Consider the following 19,623-nt stretch of genomic DNA (forward strand, 5'->3'; position numbering starts at 1 on the left):
GCCATCGCTGCGCTCGGCCTCCGAACAGCCTGCACTGGCCTTCGCTTCGCTCGGCCACGCATTGAGGCCTCGCCACTCCAGCAGACCCTACGCTCCATTCCAAGCACGGCAAGCGCGAAGCGCTTGCCGTGCCTTGGTGGCCGAGCGAAGCAAAGGCCCGTGCATCTCCACCCCCCTCTGGCTGCGCCGAGGAGCGCAGCGTTTCGCGGATCAGGGCTCGCAGCTGTTTGAGCGAAGCGAGTTCTGCGAGACCCCGCGAAACGCGAGCACCGCAGGTTGCCCGTAGCGAAGCGAAGGGTCGCAGACAGTGGGGTCGCCTTTTCTTTGCCTACTTTCTTTTGGCGAAGCAAAAGAAAGTAGGTCGCCCGCCGGGGCGAGTCCCGGCCTCGGGAAACAAGAAAACTCAGTGCATCCGCCGCCCAGGCACCCGCGACTCCCCCCGAGCCAAAGCCAACTCCTCCACCGCCATCCCCAAAGCCCGAATCCCAGCAGGAATCTGAGTAGCAGCAATAGAAGACAACCTCAACCGAAAAAACGGACATGGATAAGGAGGCCGAGCAAAAAACACATCCCCCGCCTCAATCAAAACCCCATGGCTGCGAGCCATCAAAGCCAGCTCCGTCGCATCCACCCAGGTAGGCGCCTGCACCCAAATAGAAGCCCCCCCAGAAGGCAATCGAAACTCGAAGTCCGGCAAATGATCCCGCAGCGCCTGCGCAGCAATAGCCAACCTCTCCTGCATCGCATGATTCACCCGCCGGGCATGCGACTCGTGATGCCCCAACGAGAGAAACAGCGCATAGGCGTGCTGCAAAAAAGCACTCGGATGCCGCACCATCGCATGCCGAATCACCCTCAGCTCCTTGATCAACGCCCGCGGCGCCACGATGAACCCCAGCCGCAGCGCAGGCGAAAGGCTCTTGGAAACAGAGCCCACGTAGATCACCCGCCCCGTCTTGTCCAGACTCTTGAGCGCAGGCATCGGCGTGCCTTCGTAAAGGTTCTCCGCCTCGTAGTCGTCCTCGATGATCACGAAGTCCTGCAGCTCTGCCTTGCGCAGCAGCCACTGCCGCCGCTCCAGGCTCAGCGTCGCAGTCGTGGGGCTCTGGTGCGAGGGAGTAACGAACAGGTAGTCCGCAGCAGGCAGCGCATCGACCACCAGCCCGTCTTCGTCGACATCGACCTCCACCCACTTCGGCTGCCGCAATGAAAAGCTGTTGCGCGCATGCGGATGCCCCGGCTCCTCCAGCCCCACGCGCGTCTGCTCGTCGAACAGCGCCTCGGCCAGCAGGTAATAGGCATGCTGCGCGCCCATGGTCACGAGGATCTCTTCCTTCAGCGCGAACACGCCGCGCTTGGGTAGCAACCGCGTGCGGATCTGCTCGATCAGGTCGGGAACGTCGTCCGTCTCGAAGTCGGGTGTCCAATGCGGCAGCTGCGAGCGCGCCAGGCTGCGCGCGCAGCATTCGCGGAAGTCTTCCGTGGGAAACAGCTGCGGGTCGTAGTTGCCGTAGACAAAAGGGTACGGGTAGTCGCGCCACTGGTCGGGCTTCGACAGCGTGGGCTTGTCGACCAGCGAGCGCAGCACGCGCCCCGACCAGTCCGGTGGCTGAGTGGCCTGCCCGCTGCGCCCCACCAGAGGCTCGGCATGCACAGCCGAGAGGGGGCGAGCACCGTGCGCCACGAAGACGCCGCTGCGCGGACGCGCTTCCAGAAAGCCTTCGTCGATGAGCTGCAGGTAGGCCGAGGTGACGGTGTTGCGGCTCAGGCCGAGCAAAGCGGCCAGTTCGCGCGACGAAGGCAACGACGCGCCCGGCGACAGGTGCTCTTCGAGGATGGCCTGCACCACGGCGGCCCGCAGTCGGGCCTGAAGCGGCAGCGCCGGTTGATCGGGCAGCGCGAAGAGCTGCGCCCACTGGATGGCTCGCGGATTCGGGGGCATGGTGCGCCGCAGTTTAGGGCAGCGCGTGCAATCCGTGGCGTATCCGTGGCGCTCTGGCTCGGTCGAATCCCACCAACTGGCCCTATCGCGCGGGCAGGCCGCTGCCTACGCTTGCCTCATCGAATTTCCGAGCCTTCGTGCAGCAAACGCCATGTCTTCTTCCTCTACCGCCACAGTGACCACCGACACCCTCGCCGCCTTCAGCGACGCCTGGAACCGCCACGACATCGACGCGTTGATGAGCTTCATGACGCCCGACTGCATCTTCCAGACCGCCGCCGGCCCCGACGCCTGCGGCACGCGCCACGTCGGCACCGAAGCGGTGCGCAAGGCCTTCGCCGCCGCATGGGCCACGGTGCCCGACGCGCAATGGACCAACGGCGTGCACTTCGTGCATGGCGACTTCGGCACCTCGCAGTGGACCTTCACCGGCACCGCCGCCGACGGCAGCCGCATCGAGACCGACGGCATCGACGTCTTCACCTTCAAGGACGGAAAGATCCACCTGAAGAACGTGTTCCGCAAGGCGCGCCCGAACCTGCCCGCAGCGAAATAGGCCTTCGTCAGGCCCTCGTTCTTCCTCTCCTGGAGCCCTTCATGACCATGACAGGTACCGTGCGCCTCGTCGCCGCCAACGGCACCGCGAGCGCGGCCATCGACGACAACGTGATCGAACAGCAGCAATCGCCGCCGCAGGCCCCCTTCCGCCCCTACGACCCGCAGTACGACCCGCTGCGCGCCCCCGACCCCGGCGCCGGCCGCGCCTATGCGCCCACCTGGTGGGTCGCCAGCGCCGGCACGCCGCCGGAGGACGACGGCCCGCTGCTGCGCGACATCGATGTCGACGTGGCCATCATCGGCTCGGGCGCCACCGGCATGTCGACCGCGTTGTACCTCGCGCAGGAGCACGGCATACAGGCCACGGTGCTCGAGGCCAACCAGGCGGCCTGGGGCTGCTCCAGCCGCAGTGGCGGCCAGGGCCAGAACGCGAGCGGCCGGCTCAAGCGCTCGCAGTGGATCGAACGCTGGGGGCTCGACACGGCGAAGAGGCTGGACGGCGAGATCCGCAGCGGCTTCGAGAACTTCCGCCACCTCACCACGCAGATCGACTGCGATGCGCACGATGGCGGCCACCTCTATCTGGCGCACCGCGCGGAGAAGCTGCCCATCCTCGATGCCGAGGCGCGGCTGATGCGCGAGAAGTTCGGCTATGCCACCCGCATGATGAGCGCCGAGGAGGTGCGCCGCGACTACTGCGACGAGCGCGAGACGGTCGGCGCGATGTACGAGGCCGAGGGCATCGGCATCCATCCGCTGAAGTTCACCTTCGGCCTGATGCGGCGCGCCCGCGCGCTGGGCGTGAAGGTGCACACATCGAGCCCGGTGCAGGGCTGGCAGACCATCGACGGCGTGCATCACCTGCAGACGCCCGCCGGCGTGGTGCGCGCGCGCCGCGTGGCGGTGTGCACCGGCGGCTACACGGGGCAGGCGCTCAACCCGATGCTGAAGGACCGGATCATGCCGATCCTGTCGAACTCGGTGGTCACGCGCCCGCTCACCGACGCCGAGCTGCAGGCCACCAACTTCCGCTCGAAGACCTTCCTGACCGACACGCGCACGCTGCGCTTCTACTACCGGCTGCTCGACGGCAACCGGCTGCAGATCGGCAGCCGCAGCGCCGTGACCGGCGCGGACGCCGAAGGCCCGATGCACCTGAAGCTGCTCACCGACGCCATCGCGCGCAAGTTCCCGCCGCTGGCGGGCATCCGCATCGACTACTCGTGGTGGGGCTGGGTCGACATGAGCCACGACATGATGCCGCGCATCACGCAGCCCGATACGAGCAAGAAGATCTGGTACGCGGTGGGCTACGGCGGCAACGGCGTGTCGTTCTCGACCTGGGCCGGCAAGCGGCTGGCCGAGCGCATTGCGGGCAAGGACTCGGGCAAGGACGTGTTCGAGCTGCCGATCTATGGCTCGCAGCTGCCCTATCCCAACGTGCTGGGGGTTGTCGAGTCGCGTGCGTTCGCACCCTTCCGGCGCATCGGGCAGCGCATGCTCTACAAGTGGTACTGGCTGCGGGACGAGAAATAGGAGCGAGGACCGGAGCGCACCGCCTGTGCGCATTCACCGAAGTGGCGCACCGCCCGCCGCACAACGGGGCAAACCCGCCCCTTCTGGCCCTGCGAGTCGTGCCGGGTTGGCTCTTCGCCGGCATGCACCCAGCGCCTATCTTCGACACAAGGTCCTTGCCTTGGTGAGGGCCGAATCCGATTGCCTGTGTCGAACTCCCCGAGGTCTTGTCATGCAGCTCCCGCTCCCTCCTCTTTTCACGCGCCGCACCACCCTGCTCTCCGCCACGCTGCTGGCCGCGAGCACCCTGCTTCCGCTGCCCGCCTCCGCGGCCGAGGAGCCCAAGCGCGGCGGCACGCTGGTGATCGGCAGCACGCAGACGCCTCGGCACCTCAACGGCGCGGTGCAGTCGGGCATTGCCACGGCCATGCCTTCCACGCAGATCTTCGCGAGCCCGCTGCGCTTCGACGACAAGTGGAATCCGCAGCCCTACCTGGCCGAATCGTGGAAGCTGGCCGAGGACGGCAAGTCGCTCACGCTCAAGCTGCGCAAGGACGCCGTGTTCCACGACGGCAAGCCGGTCACTTCGGCCGATGTGGCCTTCTCGATCATGGCCATCAAGGCCAACCACCCGTTCACCACGATGATGGGGCCGGTCGAGAAAGTCGATACGCCCGACCCGTACACCGCCGTCATCCGCATGAGCGTGCCGCACCCGGCCATCGTGCTCGCGATGTCGCCCGCGCTGTGCCCCATTCTTCCCAAGCACATCTACGGCGACGGGCAGGATTTGAAGAACCACCCGCGCAACACCACCGACGTGGTCGGCTCGGGCCCGTTCCGTGTGACCGAATTCAAGCCCGCGCAGCGCATCGTGCTGGAACGCTTCGACAAGTTCTTCCTGCCCAACAAGCCCTACCTCGACAAGGTGATCGTCAACGTCACGCCCGACATGGCGAGCCTGGTGCTCGGCCTGGAGCGCGGCGACATCCAGATGGTGCCCTTCGCCACGCTGCCCACCGACCTGAAACGCTTCGCGAACGACCCGAGGGTGTCGCTCACGCCGAAGGGCTACGACGGCATCGGCGCACTGAATTGGCTGGCCTTCAATACGGCGAAGAAGCCGCTGTCGGACGTGCAGGTGCGCAAGGCCATCGCCACAGCCATCGACAAGAACTTCATCGCCAAGGCGCTGATGGGCGGCTTCGCGACCGTTTCCGACGGGCCGCTGGTGGCCAGCAGCCCCTTCGCCGTGCCCGACCTCGTGCGCTACCCGCTCGACCTGAAGAAGGCCGGCGAGATGCTCGACGCCGCGGGCTACAAGGCCGGCGCCAACGGCGATCGCTTCAAGCTCACCATCGACTACCTGCCGGGCGCGGACGACCAGCAGAAGAACGTGGCCGAGTACATCCGCGGCCAGCTCAAGAAGGTGGGCATCACGGTGGAGGTTCGCGCCTCGGCCGACTTCCCGGCCTGGGCCAAGCGGCTGGCCTCGCACGACTTCGACCTGTCGATGGACACGGTATTCAACTGGGGCGACCCGATCATCGGCGTGCACCGCACCTACCTGTCGACCAACATCAAGCCCATCGTCTGGACCAACACCCAGTCGTACGCCAACCCGAAGGTGGACGAGCTGCTCAACACCGCCGGCGGCCTGATCGACCCGACGCAGCGCAAGGCCTACTACGCGACCTTCCAGAAGATCGTGACCGACGAGCTGCCCATCGAGTTCATCAACCAGGTGCCGTACCACACCATCACCAGCAAGAAGGTGGCGAATGTGCCGGTCACGATCTGGGGGCCGCTCTCGCCGCTCGACGAGGTGTACCTGAAGTAAGCGGGCGGCAACACCATGGGCACGCTTCGCTACGCCGCCTCGCGGCTGCTCCAGGCCCTGGGCCTGGTGCTGGCCGTGGTGGTGCTCAATTTCGTGCTGGTGCACGCGGCGCCGGGCGACCCGGTAGAAACCATCGCGGGCGCCAGCGGCGGCATGTCGCCCGAGCTGATGGCGCAGCTGCGCACGCAGTACGGGCTCGACCGCTCGCTGCCGGTGCAACTGGGCGTGTACCTCGGCAAGGTGGCGCAGGGCGACCTGGGCTACTCGTACTTCTTCAACCTGCCGGTGACCAGCATGATCGCCGAGCGCATTCCGGCCACGCTGCTGCTGGTGCTGAGCTCGGTGCTGCTGGCTTTCTTCGTGGGCACCGCGCTGGGCGTGCTGTCTTCGCGCAGGCCGAATGGGCTGCTCTCGCAGTTCATCACCGTGCTCTCGCTGGTGGGCTTCGCGGCGCCGGTGTTCTGGCTGGGGATCATGCTGGTGATCCTGCTGGCTTCGGTGTTCCCCGTGTTGCCGGTGGCGGGCATGCGATCGATCGATTCGACGGGGGGCGGCGGCTTCGCGGACATGCTCGACGTGGCGCATCACCTGGTGCTGCCCACGCTCACGCTGAGCCTGGTGTACCTCGCGCAGTACAGCCGGCTCGCGCGCTCGTCGATGCTCGACGTGCTCGGCTCCGACTTCATCCGCACCGCGCGCGCCAAGGGCCTGGCCGACCGGGTAGTGCTCTACAAGCATGCGCTGCGCAACGCGCTGCTGCCGGTGGTGACGGTGCTGGGGCTGCAGTTCGGCAACGTGCTGGCGGGCGCGATCCTGGTGGAGACGGTGTTCAACTGGCCCGGCCTCGGCCGGCTGGCCTTCGAGTCGGTGCTGCGGCGCGACTACCCGACCATCCTCGGCGTGCTGCTCTTCTCCTCCATCGTGGTGGTGGTGATGAACCAGCTCACCGACCTGTGCTATCGCTTCATCGATCCGCGGATCAAGGCCTCATGAGCAAGGTGATCGCAATGCCCACCGCAGTCTCCGCTTCTTCCAGGCCCGTCGTGCGCGTCGAGCACCCGGGCGTGGAGGCGATGCGCATGTTCCTGCGCAACCCGGCGGCCATCGTCGGAATGGCGATGCTGATCGTCGTGCTGCTGGTGGCCATCCTCGGGCCGTGGCTCTACCCGGCCGACCCGTTCGAGATCAAGGCCGCGCCGCTCACGCCGCCCTTCAGCGAAGACGCGTGGCTCGGCACCGACTACCTCGGCCGCGACGTGCTCACCGCACTGATCTACGGCGGGCGTGCCACGCTGCTGGTGGGCGCGGTGGCCGCGCTGCTGTCGGTGCTGATCGGCATCACGCTCGGTGCCTTCGCGGGCTACTACGGCGGCAAGGTCGATGCCGCGCTGATGAAGCTGACGGAGTTCTTCCAGGTGCTGCCGGCACTGCTGTTCGCGATGGTGGTGGTGACGCTGTTCTCGCCCACGCTGGTGACGGTGACGCTGGCCATCGGCATCGTGAGCTGGACCGGCACCGCACGGCTCACGCGCGCCGAGTTCATGAAGTACCGCGGACTGGAGTTCGTGCGTGCCGAGCGGGCCATTGGCGCGCGCGACGCCCGCATCATCTGGAAGGTGATCCTGCCGAACGCGCTGCCGCCGCTGGTGGTGTCGGCCACGCTGGCCATCGGCGCGGCGATTTTGTTCGAGGCGGGGCTCTCCTTCCTCGGCCTGGGCGATCCGAACCAGATGAGCTGGGGGCTGATGATCGGCTCCAGCCGGCAGTACGTGCTGTCGTGCTGGTGGGCCGTGGCTTTCCCCGGTGCGGCGATCTTCATCACCGTGCTTGCCGTGAGCCTGATCGGCGACGGCCTGAACGACGCCCTCAACCCCAAGCTGAGGGAACGCTGATGCCCCACCAGGATGACGACACACTGCTGCGCGTGCAGGACCTGCACGTCGAGTTCAGCACGCGGCGCGGCAAGGCGCTGGTGCTCAACGGGGTCGACTTCGAGATCCGCGCCGGCGAGACGCTGTGCGTGGTCGGCGAATCGGGCTGCGGCAAGAGCATGACGGCGCTGGCGCTGCTGCGGCTCATTCCCTCGCCGCCGGGGCGCATTCGCGGCGGGCGTGTGCTGTTCCAGGGCGAAGACCTGGTGCAGGCCAGCGACGCCCGTATGCGCGAGGTGCGCGGCAACCGCATCTCGATGATCTTCCAGGAGCCGATGACATCGCTGAACCCGGTGTTCACCGTGGGCGACCAGATCGGCGAATCGCTGCAGCTGCATGCCGGCATGAACACGCACGCGGCGCGGCAGCGCGCCATCGAGATGCTTCGGCAGGTGGGCATTCCGGCGCCGGAGCGGCGCGTGGACGAGTATCCGCACCAGCTCTCCGGCGGTATGCGCCAGCGCGTGATGATCGCGATGGCGCTGGCCTGCCGGCCCGACATATTGATTGCCGACGAGCCCACCACCGCGCTCGACGTGACGGTGCAGGCGCAGATCTTCGACCTGCTGCGCGAGCTGCAGCGCGAGAAGGGCACGGCCATCATGCTCATCACGCACGACATGGGCGCGGTGGCCGAGATGGCCGACCGCGTGATGGTGATGTACGCGGGCCGCGTCATCGAACAGGGCACCACCGAGCAGGTGCTGTCGGAGCCCGGCCACCCCTACACGCGCGGGCTGATCGACTGCCTGCCCGAGCTCGGCAGCAGCGCGGCATACGGCGACGGCGGGCGCGAAGACCTGGCCGAGATCGCCGGCGTGGTGCCATCGATCTGGGAGCTGGGCACCGGCTGTGCTTTCCGCGAGCGCTGCCCGCGCGCGATGCCGCGCTGCGCGGCCGAGGTGCCGCCAATGTTCGCAGTGCATGGCGAAGTGGCCGCCGGCGTACCGCACGGCGCGGCCTGCTGGCTGCATGCCGAGGCCGCGGCAGCACAACCCGAAAGAGAGGCCGCATGACGTTCATCGGCAAGACCGACACCCTGCTTTCGGTCGACGACCTGAAGGTGCACTTTCCGCGCGGCAAGGCCGGCTGGGGCCGCACGCCCGAGGTGGTGAAGGCGGTGGACGGCGTTTCCTTCGCGGTGCGACGCGGCAGCACGCTCGCGGTGGTGGGCGAATCGGGCTCGGGCAAGACCACGACCGCGCTGGCGGTGATGCGGCTCGCACCGGTCACCTCGGGGCGCATGCGGCTGGGCGACACCGACCTGGGCGCGCTGCAGGGCGAGGCGCTGCGGCAGGCGCGCACACGGATGCAGATCATCTTCCAGGACCCGTTCTCCTCGCTGAATCCGCGCGAGCGCGCGGGCTCCGCCGTGCGCGCGCCGCTCGACCTGATGCGGGTGGGCACGCCCGAGGAGCGCACGCGCCGCGTGGCCGAGCTGTTCGAGGCGGTGGGCCTGCGGCCGGAGCAGCAGCACCTGTTTCCGCACCAGTTCTCGGGCGGGCAGCGGCAGCGCATCAACATCGCGCGGGCGCTGGCCACCAACCCGGAGCTGGTGGTGTGCGACGAGCCGGTGTCGGCGCTCGACATCGCCATCCGCGCGCAGATATTGAACCTGCTGGCGCGGCTGCAGCGCGAGCTGGGCCTGACCTACCTCTTCATCTCGCACGACATGGCGGTGGTGGAACACATCTGCGACGACATCGCCGTGATGTACCTCGGCCAGATCGTCGAGCGCGCGCCGCGCCGCAGCTTCTTCGCGCGGCCGCTGCATCCGTACAGCGTGGCGCTGATGTCGGCGGTGCCCACGGTGAGTGGCGGACGGCGGCGCGCGGCCAACCGCATCAAGCTGAGCGGAGACCCGCCCAGCCCCATCGACCCGCCCAAGGGCTGCCGCTTCGCAGGCCGCTGCCCGGTGGCGGAAGCGGCCTGCGCGGCGGAACTGCCCCCGCTGCGCGAGGTCGCGCCCGATCATTGGGTACGCTGCAGGCGCGTCGACATCGTCGACGGGATGCCACGCCCTCCTCTTTCGATTCCCGAATCGCCATGAGCCAAGCAACCACCACCATCTACTCCGCCCGCAAGATCATCACCATGAACCCCATGCAGCCGCACGCCACCCACGTGGCGGTGCGCGACGGCCGCGTGCTGGCCGTCGGCACGCTGGCGGACATGCAGGGCTGGGGCCCCTTCACGCTCGACGAGCGCTTCGCCGGCAAGGTGCTGATGCCCGGCCTCGTCGAAGGCCACTGCCACCTGAAGGAAGGCAGCATGTGGGACTGGACGTACCTCGGCTGGTTCGACCGCCGCGACCCCGAGGGCAAGGTGTGGAGCGGCCTGCGCTCGATGGACGAGGTGGTCTCTCGCCTGGGCGAAGTCGCCGCGAAGATGACGGCCGACGGCATTCCCGACAGCGAACCGCTCGTCGCCTGGGGCTTCGACCCGATCTACTTCGGCGGCGAGCGCATGACGGTGCGCCATGTCGACCGCGCGAGCAGCACGCGGCCCATCGTCATCGGCCACGCCAACGGCCACCTGATGAACGTCAACAGCGCGATGCTGCGCATTGCCGAGATCACGCGCGACAACGAGGTGGAAGGCGTGGTCAAGTTCGCTGGCGGCGACAGCGAGGGCGAGCCCACAGGCGAGCTGCAGGAGCCGGCCGCGATGTTCCTGGTGCTGCGCAAGATCGGCAACGCCGGCCTGCTCGCGCCGATGACCGAGGCCGGCGTGCGCTCCTTCGCGCGGCTGGCGTGCCTGCAGGGCGTGACCACCGCCACCGACCTGGTCAACAAGCTCACGCCCGAGGACTGCGGCGTGCTGGAGAAGGCAACGGGCGACGACGGCTTCGGCGTGCGCATCCTGCCCGCGTTCCAGGCCTTTCACGGCACGCACGGGGCCGCGCAGGGCGCGGAGCACGTGAAGTCGCTGGTGCCGCGCAACACCGACCGGCTGCGCTACGGCCTGGTGAAGATGATGCTCGACGGATCGATCCAGGGCTTCTCGGCGCGGCTGCGCTGGCCGGGCCACTTCAACGGCGCGCCCAACGGCATCTGGGTGACCGCGCCCGCTCAGTACGAGGCCGACTTCGAGACCTACCACCGCGCGGGCCTCACCATCCACACGCACACCAACGGCGACGAGGCCAGCGAAGTGGCCATCGATGCCATCGAGCGCGTGCTCGCGCGCGCGCCGCGCCCCGACCATCGCCACACGTTGCAGCACGGCCAGATGATCGACGCGTCGCTGTTCCGCCGCATGGCATCGCTGGGCCTGTGCGCCAACCTGTTCGCCAACCACATCTGGTACTGGGGCGACCAGCACTACGAGATGACCATGGGCCCCGACCGCGCCAACCGGCTCGACGCCTGCGGCAGCGCGCTCGCGGCCGGCGTACCACTGGCCATTCATTCCGACGCGCCGGTGACGCCGCTCGGGCCGCTCTTCACCGCGTGGTGCGCCGTGAACCGCATCACGCCCAAGGGCCGGCTGCTGGGAGAGGCCGAGCGCATCACCGTGCCGCAGGCGCTGCGCGCCATCACGCTCGGCGCGGCATGGACGCTGAAGCTCGACGGCGAGATCGGCAGCATCGAGTGCGGCAAGCGCGCCGACTTCTGCGTGCTGGAAGACGACCCGCTGGAGATGGACCCGATGACACTGAAGGACGCGCGCGTGTGGGGCACGGTGCTGTCGGGCCGCGTGTTCGAGGCGCAGAGGGGAAAAGGCGCGTGATGCCTGGAAGGCGACTGCCGTTCACCGTCATCGGCGGCTTCCTCGGCGCGGGCAAGACCACGCTGCTCAACCGCTGGCTGCGCGAGGCGAAGGGCCTGCGCATGGCGGTGCTGGTGAACGACTTCGGCGCGCTCAACATCGATGCCGACCTCATCGCCGCCACGCACGGCGACACGACCGCGCTGACCAACGGCTGTGTGTGCTGCCAGATCGGCGACGACCTGGGCCGCGCGCTGGTTGACGTGATCGAGGCGAAGACGCCTTTCGATGCGGTGGTGATCGAGGCCAGCGGCGTGTCGGACCCGTGGCGCATCGCGCAGATCGGCATGGCAGCGCCGGAGTTGAGCCTCGAGGGCGTGGTCGTGCTGGTGGATGCGAGCGTGGCCGCGCGGCAGTCGGCGGACCCGCTGCTGGCCGACACGCTGGCGCGGCAGCTGAAGTCGGCCGACCTCGTGGTCGTGAACAAGGCCGACATCGCAACCGCCGATGCGCTGGCCGCCGCGAAGACATGGGTCGCGGCGACCGCGCCAGGCACGCCGTGCATCGAGACCGTCGAGTCGGCGCTGCCGCTGGCGCTGCTGTCGGGGCTGCCGCATTCCGCTGTCGCACCGCATGCATGCGACCCGGGTTGCGATCACGACCATGGCTCGCCCGACCACGGCGCGATCTTCCAGACCTGGAGCGCAGAACCCGAGGCGGTGATTCCGGCGGCTGCGCTGCGCGCCTGGCTGCGCGAGATGCCGCCGGGCGTTCTTCGGCTCAAGGGCTTGCTGCGCACCGGCCGCAGCGCGGATGGCGACGAGTGGTCCGAAGTCCAGTACGCCGGCCGCCACGGCTCCCTTCGCAAGGCCGCGCCCCCTGCGGGTCAGGCCCGCGCCGGCGTCGTCGCCATCGGCCTGCATCGCCAGTTGCCTGAAAAGAAGCTGAAGGAATTCTTCGCGGCCTGAGCGCCGCGTCCCTCGTCGTGTTGCAATCGCACGTTTCCAACGTGCAGGCCACCGACGACATGAGTTCCTCGCTACTGATCCGCCCACCGACGCCCGACGACTACGCGGGATGGAAGCCGCTCTGGGACGGCTACAACGCCTTCTACGGACGCGAGGGCCCGACCGCCCTCGCCGACGAGATCACGCAGGCCACCTGGCAGCGCTTCTTCGACGCCTACGAGCCGGTGCATGCGCTGGTCGCCGAGCGCGACGGGCAACTGGTGGGGCTCACCCACTACCTCTTCCACCGCAGCACCACGAGGCTGGAGCCGACCTGCTACCTGCAGGACCTGTTCACGCTGAACTCGGAGCGCGGCAAGGGTGTGGGCCGGCAACTGATCCAGGGCGTGTACGAACGCGTGAAACTCGCGGGCGGGCATCGCGTGTACTGGCAGACGCACGTGACCAACACGGCGGGCCGCACGCTCTACGACAAGGTCGCGACGCACGACGGGTTCATCGTCTACGGCAAGCTGGTCTGAGCGGGCAGCAGCTCAGGCGCGCGCCTTCGCGTACAGGAACACGCCGCCGGCGATGACCAGCAGCACCAGCGCCACCAAGTCGGCCGCGAAAACCCTGGCGAGCTGCGCGTTGTACCCGCCCACCGTCACCGCCAGCAGCAGGAACGACGCGACGCTCGCAAGCCCCGCAACCAGCGCCATGGCCTGATGCGACGGGCGGAACGCGGCCTGGCAAAGGAACAGGCCGAGCAGCCCGAACAGCACTGCGCGATGCCGCAACAGGATCTCGAGGTTCGGTTCCGCGATGGCGATGCCGTACAGGCCGTGCAGCCGCGCTGCACCCAGCACGCCGGCAAGCGGAAGAACGTGGATGAGGCCGACGAGAAAAAGAGCAACGGGAACGATGTAGCGCATGCCGCGTTTCTATGCGGCCGCCGGTCGTCCCGCCATGACCTGCGAGGTCATGGCACCGCATGCGCGGCCTTCAGTGTTTTTCAGTACTTGATCGTCACCCCGGCCTTCACGCCGTTGTTGGCCTTGCCGTCCGACTGCACGCCACCCGAGAACGACATGTTGCCGCCGGTGCTCGCGCCCAGCGAGTACGTGGGCCGCGGCGTGGAGGTGTCGGTGCCGATGTAGGTGCCGCTTCCGTCGGGACGCTGCACGCCGACCGTGGCTCCGTTGACCGTGGCCGAGGTCTCGGTGGGGTTGACGTTGGGGGCGACGTAGACGGAGCCCTTCTCGTCGCTGTCGACGGGCACCTTGATGGGCTCCGCCCGTGCTGCAAGGCCGAGCACGGCGAGCCCCAGGGTTGTCGCAAGAATCAATAGTTGACGCATTGTTTACATCCTTGGGCAGACAGCGATCGACGCGCGTAGGACGGGAGGAAATTCGACACTGAGAACTTGCGTACTCAATGACAAAACGAATGGCAAGCGACTCGATCAGGCCCTACGATGCGTGCCAGCAAAGGAAGGAGAACGCACCGATGTCCAACAACGAAGTCGTCATGCCCGAGCAGTTGCTGAGCGCGCTCGCGGCACAGAGCCGTACCCCCATCGCGCGCATCGGCGAGGCGCTCATCTCGCTGGACATGATCACGCAGGCGCAGCTTCGCGAAGGACTCGAGCGACAGAAGCTCGAGCCGACAGTGCCGCTGGGCGAGACCCTCGTGCGCATGGGCGCGGTGAACCGCAGCCAGCTGCAGACGGCGTTGGTGCGGAAGATGGGCTATCCCCTTGTCAACCTGCATCTGTTTCCCCCGATGGCCGATGCGCTGCGCAAGCTGCCGCACGCGGTGGCCAAGCGGCTGCAGCTCATGCCGCTGATGGTGCACGAAGGGCGCCTCGTCGTCGCGGTCGACGACCCCACGGGCCGGCATACGGCGCTCGACGAGGTGGAGTTCATGGCGCAGATGAAGGTCACGCCGGTCGTCGGGCACTGCCTGGACCTGGACGGCGTGCTGCTCGGCGCCTACGAGAAGATCGGCGAGTCGACCGCGAGCGTGGTGCCCGGTGCCTTCCAGATCGACACCGACCCGTCGCGCCCCCTGGACTTCGACATCGCCGGCACGAGCGAGCTGCTGCAGACGCTGGAGAAGGAAGGCACCGCGGCGGCGCCCGCGAGCGAGGCGCCCATCGAGCAGTCGGACAACTCGCTGGTGCGCATGATCAACAGCATGATCATCGAGGCGCACCGCGAAGGCGTCTCCGACATCCACATCGAGAGCTACCCCGGCCAGGAAAAGACCCGCATCCGCTTTCGCCGCGACGGCCTGCTCTACACCTACCTCGAGCTGCCGCCGAGCTACCGCAACGCCATCGTCGCGCGCGTGAAGATCATGTGCGACCTGGACATCAGCGAGAAGCGCAACCCGCAGGACGGCAAGATCAACTTCACCAGGTATTCGCCACAGCACCGCATCGAGCTGCGCGTGGCGACCATTCCCACCAACAACGGCCTCGAGGACGTGGTGATGCGCATCCTGGCCTCGGCCAGGCCCATTCCGATGAATGCGCTGGGCCTCTCTCCGGACAACCTCGCGCAGCTGACGAAGGCCGTCGAGCGGCCCTACGGCATGGTGCTGTGCGTGGGCCCCACGGGCTCGGGCAAGACCACCACGCTGCACTCGGCGCTGATGCACATCAACACGCCCGAGCGCAAGATCTGGACGGCTGAAGATCCGGTGGAAATCACGCAGGCCGGGCTGCGGCAGGTGCAGATCAACCCGCGCATCGACTGGACCTTTGCAAAAGCACTGCGCGCCTTCGTGCGCGCCGACCCGGACGTGATCATGGTCGGCGAGATCCGCGACGAGGAAACCGCCAAGACCGCCATCGAGGCATCGCTGACGGGCCACCTCGTGCTCTCGACCCTGCACACCAACAGCGCGCCCGAGACCGTCACACGGCTGCTGGACATGGGCATGGACCCGTTCAACTTCGCCGACTCGCTGCTGGCGGTGCTCGCGCAGCGGCTGGTGCGCCGAATGTGCTCGCAGTGCACTACCAGCACACCCGCGAACCCGGAGACCGTCAACGAGCTGTTGAACGACTACATGCACGCCTTCGGCGGCGCGCAGCAGAACGACCCCGGCCAGCGCCAGGCGGTGCTGGCCGGCTGGGTGCAACGCCATGGCCGCGACGGAAAGCTGCACACGTACACGAGCAAGGGCTGCAAGCATTGCGGCGACACCGGCTTCAAGGGGCGCGTGGGGATCCACGAGCTGATGAGCATGTCGAAGTCGCTGCGCCGCCTGGTGCAGACCGGCGCGCGTGCCGAGGAGCTTCAGCAGGCGGCCCTGCAGGAAGGCATGCGCACGCTGCGGCAGGACGGCATCGAGAAGGTGCTGGCCGGGCAGACCACCATCGAGGAAGTGCGCGCGACCAGCAACGCGTGAGCCGCGCGGCTGCGGCTACAGCTGGCTCAGCGGAATGAACGGCGCAACCAGCCGCAGCTTGAAGCGCTGCCACGCCGTGGTCTCGGGCGGCACGTCGTAGGCCGTCTCCTTGCCGTCGTCGTCCTGCTCCACCCATTCGATACCCCGGCCCGCGGCATCGAGCCGCAGCCGGTAGGCACTGCCCGCGTCGGCGAAGCTGTCGAGCTGCCGCGCCATCTCGGGGCTGTCGATGATGATGCCCAGCTCGGTGTTGAGACGGGCCGAGCGCGGGTCGAGGTTCATCGAGCCCAGGAACACCTGCTTGCGGTCCACGATGCCGTTCTTCATGTGGAGCGCGCCGGTGCGGTGGCCGAAGATGCCGAGCTTGCCGCGCTTCACGCTCAGCGTGGGACTGAGCTCGTAGATGGCCACGCCCGACTTGAGCAGCTCGTGGATGTGCGGCCAGTAGCCCACGTACACCCAGGGCTCGTCGGTGGAGGCCAGCGAGTTGGTGACGAGCTCGACCTTGATGCCGGCTGCCTGTGCTTCCGCGAGGTTGGCCACCGCCGCGTCCGACGGCACGAAGTAAGGCGACACCATCTTGATGCTGGAGCGCGAGGTGCGGAACCACTGGATCACGCCCTCGGTCACGGTGCCCTTGATGGAGTTCTCGCGCTCGTTCAGTCCCTCGGTCTTGGTGAGCGGATCGAACAGCACCCGCGCATGCGCCCACAGCAGCGGGCTGAGCCGGTCTTCGGCCAGCTCGAAAGGCAGGTTGAGCATGGGCACGATCTCCAGCGGCAGGCTGTGAGGCTCGCCATCGACCGGGTTCGCGATCTTGCCGTCGGGCGGAATGCGGGGCGCTTCGGGCGGCTTCACGGCGGCGGTCAGCTTCTCGAAGTTCTGTTGCAGTTGCGGCAGCGTCAGCGCGCTGCTGGCGATGCGGCCCACGGGGTAGACGACATCGCTGTTCCAGTAATGGTCGAACTCGTCGGACAGCCCGCGCACCACAGGCCCGGTCGCGAAGACGTCCATGTCCACGAAGTTGCTGCCAGAGGCATTCATCACGTACTCGTCGGCCATGTTGCGCCCGCCCGCCACGGCCGCGACGTTGTCGGCGACGAAGAGCTTGTTGTGCATGCGCCGGTTGATGCGGCTGAACTCCAGTCCCGAACTGATGAAGCGCGTCAGGTCGCTGCCGCGCCCGCCAGGGAACGGGTTGAACAGGCGGACCTGCACGTTGGGATAGCTGGCGAGCGCGAGCAGCAGGTCGTCTTCGCCGGTGGTGTAGAGGTCGTCGACCAGGAGCCGCACGCGGACGCCTCGCTGCGCCGCATTGCGCAGCTCGCGCATCAGGGCGCGGCCGGTGTTGTCGGCGGCCAGCAGGTAGTACTGAACGTCGAGGCTGCGGGTGGCGAGCTTCGCCAGCTCGATGCGGGTGGCGAACGAGGTGGGGCCGTAGGGCAGCAGCTGGAAGCCGGAGCGGTCGTCTGCTTGTTCGTCCCTGGGCAGAACCTTCCGCGTGATCGCATCGAGCGGCGTGGACCGGAAGTCGGTGATGGCGGCGACCGGCCGCTCCGATACCCGGGGCGGCAGGCCGGAACATGCGCCCGTCAGCATCGAGAAGACGAGCGCGAGCGCGGCAAGAGGCACGCGCCAGCATGTGGTTGTCATTTTTTCCGCTCCCGGCTCTTCGGTTGGCACTTCGACCCGCAAGGGACGACCCGGCCGAGAGTATGACGCGGCCCCGGGGCGCTCGCGGGACGGGCGGGTTCGTTCTGCGCAACCAGGCAGCCCCGGGCGACCGGATACGAAGCCCTTGCTGAGAGCCTCCGATTTACTTGTTTTCGGGTATGGCCCCGCCGGAAACGAAACGACACACTCGCCCGCGTCCGGATTGCTCGCCGTCCGCGTCTCTCTCGCTCTTCATCACAGGAAACACCATGCTCATCCAGGCCAATGCCAGCGGCGCCCCGACGAAAGCCACGGAAGGCCGGCGGCAGCCACTTGGCGCAATGCGGTACTGGCCCGTCATCGCCCTGCTCGTGGCCGGCAGCGCCTTTGCCGATGGCTTCGCCGGTGGAACTGCCGGAAGCACGGGGGTGCCGGACTCCGGCGGAACGGGCGGAGCCGGTGGCGCCGCGGCAACCGTCACGGCGGATGGAGGGACTGCTGTGGGTGCAGGCGGCACTGGCGGCACCGCCAACTCCGGCGGGACCGGCGGCGTAGGCGGTGCGGGAGCGAGCGCCACCGCGGGCGGCGCAACCGCCATCGGCGGCGGCGGGACCGGTGGCGATGGCGCGGCCGGCGGCACCGGCGGCACCGGGGGCCGCGGCGCCCAGGCATCGGCCAGCGGCGCGATCGCCGTCGGCGCCGGGGGCACGGGCGGCGACGGCTGCTGCGGCTTCGGCGGCCAGACCGGCGGCAGCGGCGCGCAGGCCTCGGGCATCTCGGCAATCGCCATCGGCAGCGCTTCGAGCACCACCCCGGGCGCGGTGGCCTCGGGCAACGGCAGCACGGCGATCGGCGGCGCTTACAACGGATCGGCAGGCGCATCGGCGCTGGCCGCCAGCAGCGTTGCCCTCGGCTCGGGCAGCCAGGTCGCGAGCGGCGCGACCAACAGCGTGGCCATCGGCGCCAACTCGGTCGCCACCGCGGCGAACACGGTTTCCTTCGGCTCGGCGGGCCAGACGCGAACCCTCGTCAACGTGAGCGCGGGCGCGGTGAACGCCACGAGCACCGACGCCGTCAACGGCAGCCAGCTCTACACCGTGCAGCAGACCTCCAACACGGCCCTGGGCCTCGCGCAGAACTCGGCGCAGTACGGCGCTGGCGGCACCACGCTGCAGCTCAACGCCAACGGTGGCTCGGGCACCACCATCAGCAACGTGGCCGCCGGCCAGGCAAGCACCGACGCAGCCAACGTCGGCCAGGTGCAGCAGGCGCAGCAAACGGCCATCACCACCGCGAACAACTTCACCGTGCAACAGGTCAATGCGCTGCAGTCGCTGATGAACCAGGCCCTGTCGAGCGGCGTGTGCGCGGTGAACGCGAACGGCTCCGTGGCGTGCGGCCCGGGCGCCGGCGCCAGCGGTGCGGGCAGCACCTCGATGGGCACCAACGCGCAAGCCAACGGAGAGAACACCGTGGCCGTCGGCAACGGCGCGCAGGCCAACCACGCCGGCTCGGTCGCCATCGGCGCGGGAGCGAAGGCGCTGGCCGATCCCACTACCGCCGTGGGCAACAACGCCATCGCCACCGGCAACAACGCCGTCGCGCTGGGCGCCAACACGCTGGCGAGCGGCAACAACTCCGTGGCGCTGGGCCAGGGCTCCGTGGCGGAGCGCGACAACACCGTGTCGGTGGGCAACGCATCCACCAACCAGTTGCGCGGCATCACGAATGTCGCACCCGGTGTGCTGGGCACCGACGCCGTCAACGTCAACCAGTTGCAGCAGGCCGTGGCCAACGCAACCAGCCAGGCGAACGCCTTCGCCGCGCAGGGCGTCGCGGCAGCACTGGCCATGCCGTCGATGCCCACGCTGCCGGTGGGCAGGAAGTGGATGGGGGCGGCGGTCGGCAACTATGCGGGTGCATCGGGGGTGGGCGTTGCCTTCGGCTACCAGGTCAACGACAACCTGAATCTGGGCGTGGGGCTTTCGACGGCCACGAGCAGCGGGAGCGGGAGCCGGGTGGCGGCTCGGGTGCAGGCGGGTTATGCGTGGTGAAGGGTCGTTCGGGGCTGCATGAATGGGCGCCGAAGCGACCGGCGGGAGATAC

16 protein-coding genes are annotated in these 19,623 nt (G+C 68.2%); 12 read left to right on the forward strand and 4 right to left on the reverse strand.

Translation table 11 applies throughout. The features are described 5' to 3' along the window. Window positions 1-403: 403 nt before the first annotated feature. A complete protein-coding gene (locus EJO71_RS01035) occupies window positions 404-1,942 on the reverse strand; it encodes a PLP-dependent aminotransferase family protein (RefSeq protein ID WP_125947217.1) in 1,539 nt (512 codons plus the stop codon). A gap of 151 nt (window positions 1,943-2,093) precedes the next feature. On the opposite strand from EJO71_RS01035, the gene EJO71_RS01040 reads away from it, so the two are divergent. From EJO71_RS01040 to EJO71_RS01085, 10 genes are all read left to right on the forward strand, one after another. Continuing rightward, on the forward strand, window positions 2,094-2,498 hold the full coding sequence (locus tag EJO71_RS01040; protein WP_125947216.1) for a nuclear transport factor 2 family protein: 405 nt from the start codon (window positions 2,094-2,096) through the stop codon (window positions 2,496-2,498). 41 nt (window positions 2,499-2,539) lie between these two features. Beyond that, window positions 2,540-4,036 carry an FAD-dependent oxidoreductase gene (locus EJO71_RS01045; protein WP_240651261.1) on the forward strand — a complete coding sequence of 499 codons (1,497 nt, stop codon included), beginning with the start codon at window positions 2,540-2,542 and terminating at the stop codon, window positions 4,034-4,036. A gap of 211 nt (window positions 4,037-4,247) precedes the next feature. After that, window positions 4,248-5,855 (forward strand): ABC transporter substrate-binding protein, encoded by a 1,608-nt coding sequence (locus EJO71_RS01050; protein ID WP_125947215.1) that lies wholly within the window; start codon window positions 4,248-4,250, stop codon window positions 5,853-5,855. 15 nt (window positions 5,856-5,870) lie between these two features. After that, window positions 5,871-6,848 carry an ABC transporter permease gene (locus EJO71_RS01055; protein ID WP_125947214.1) on the forward strand — a complete coding sequence of 326 codons (978 nt, stop codon included), beginning with the start codon at window positions 5,871-5,873 and terminating at the stop codon, window positions 6,846-6,848. After that, window positions 6,845-7,747 (forward strand): ABC transporter permease, encoded by a 903-nt coding sequence (locus tag EJO71_RS01060; RefSeq protein WP_125947213.1) that lies wholly within the window; start codon window positions 6,845-6,847, stop codon window positions 7,745-7,747. Before EJO71_RS01055 ends, EJO71_RS01060 begins: the two co-directional genes overlap by 4 nt. Next, on the forward strand, window positions 7,747-8,802 hold the full coding sequence (locus tag EJO71_RS01065) for an ABC transporter ATP-binding protein (RefSeq protein ID WP_125947212.1): 1,056 nt from the start codon (window positions 7,747-7,749) through the stop codon (window positions 8,800-8,802). The genes EJO71_RS01060 and EJO71_RS01065 overlap by 1 nt, the downstream gene beginning before the upstream one ends. Then, window positions 8,799-9,836, forward strand: a complete 1,038-nt coding sequence (locus tag EJO71_RS01070; protein ID WP_125947211.1) for an oligopeptide/dipeptide ABC transporter ATP-binding protein — start codon at window positions 8,799-8,801, stop codon at window positions 9,834-9,836. Before EJO71_RS01065 ends, EJO71_RS01070 begins: the two co-directional genes overlap by 4 nt. Beyond that, a complete protein-coding gene (locus tag EJO71_RS01075) occupies window positions 9,833-11,518 on the forward strand; it encodes an amidohydrolase (protein WP_125947210.1) in 1,686 nt (561 codons plus the stop codon). Before EJO71_RS01070 ends, EJO71_RS01075 begins: the two co-directional genes overlap by 4 nt. Next, the gene (locus EJO71_RS01080; RefSeq protein ID WP_125947209.1) at window positions 11,518-12,465 is read left to right on the forward strand and encodes a CobW family GTP-binding protein; all 948 of its coding nucleotides are present in this window, start codon (window positions 11,518-11,520) and stop codon (window positions 12,463-12,465) included. Before EJO71_RS01075 ends, EJO71_RS01080 begins: the two co-directional genes overlap by 1 nt. A gap of 59 nt (window positions 12,466-12,524) precedes the next feature. Next, window positions 12,525-12,986, forward strand: a complete 462-nt coding sequence (locus EJO71_RS01085) for a GNAT family N-acetyltransferase (RefSeq protein WP_125947431.1) — start codon at window positions 12,525-12,527, stop codon at window positions 12,984-12,986. Window positions 12,987-12,998: 12 nt separating this feature from the next. On the opposite strand, the gene EJO71_RS01090 is transcribed toward EJO71_RS01085, so the two are convergent. Together EJO71_RS01090 and EJO71_RS01095 are read right to left on the reverse strand one after the other, a co-directional pair. Further along, window positions 12,999-13,379, reverse strand: a complete 381-nt coding sequence (locus EJO71_RS01090; protein WP_125947208.1) for a phosphopantetheine adenylyltransferase — start codon at window positions 13,377-13,379, stop codon at window positions 12,999-13,001. A gap of 80 nt (window positions 13,380-13,459) precedes the next feature. Continuing rightward, window positions 13,460-13,804 (reverse strand): hypothetical protein, encoded by a 345-nt coding sequence (locus EJO71_RS01095; RefSeq protein WP_125947207.1) that lies wholly within the window; start codon window positions 13,802-13,804, stop codon window positions 13,460-13,462. 149 nt (window positions 13,805-13,953) lie between these two features. Here EJO71_RS01095 and EJO71_RS01100 point away from each other — a divergent pair, with 149 nt between their 5' ends. After that, window positions 13,954-15,864 carry an ATPase, T2SS/T4P/T4SS family gene (locus tag EJO71_RS01100; protein WP_125947206.1) on the forward strand — a complete coding sequence of 637 codons (1,911 nt, stop codon included), beginning with the start codon at window positions 13,954-13,956 and terminating at the stop codon, window positions 15,862-15,864. Between the two features lie 15 nt (window positions 15,865-15,879). Here EJO71_RS01100 and EJO71_RS01105 read toward each other — a convergent pair whose 3' ends face one another. Continuing rightward, window positions 15,880-17,517, reverse strand: coding sequence for a phospholipase D family protein (locus tag EJO71_RS01105; RefSeq protein ID WP_125947205.1), 1,638 nt, complete (start codon window positions 17,515-17,517; stop codon window positions 15,880-15,882). A 269-nt stretch (window positions 17,518-17,786) separates the two neighbouring features. Here EJO71_RS01105 and EJO71_RS01110 point away from each other — a divergent pair, with 269 nt between their 5' ends. Continuing rightward, window positions 17,787-19,571: an adhesin gene (locus tag EJO71_RS01110; RefSeq protein ID WP_240651260.1), complete on the forward strand. Its 1,785-nt coding sequence runs from the start codon at window positions 17,787-17,789 to the stop codon at window positions 19,569-19,571. Window positions 19,572-19,623 lie beyond the last annotated feature (52 nt).

This window comes from Variovorax sp. 679, assembly GCF_003952185.1.
Lineage (GTDB): Bacteria > Pseudomonadota > Gammaproteobacteria > Burkholderiales > Burkholderiaceae_C > Variovorax.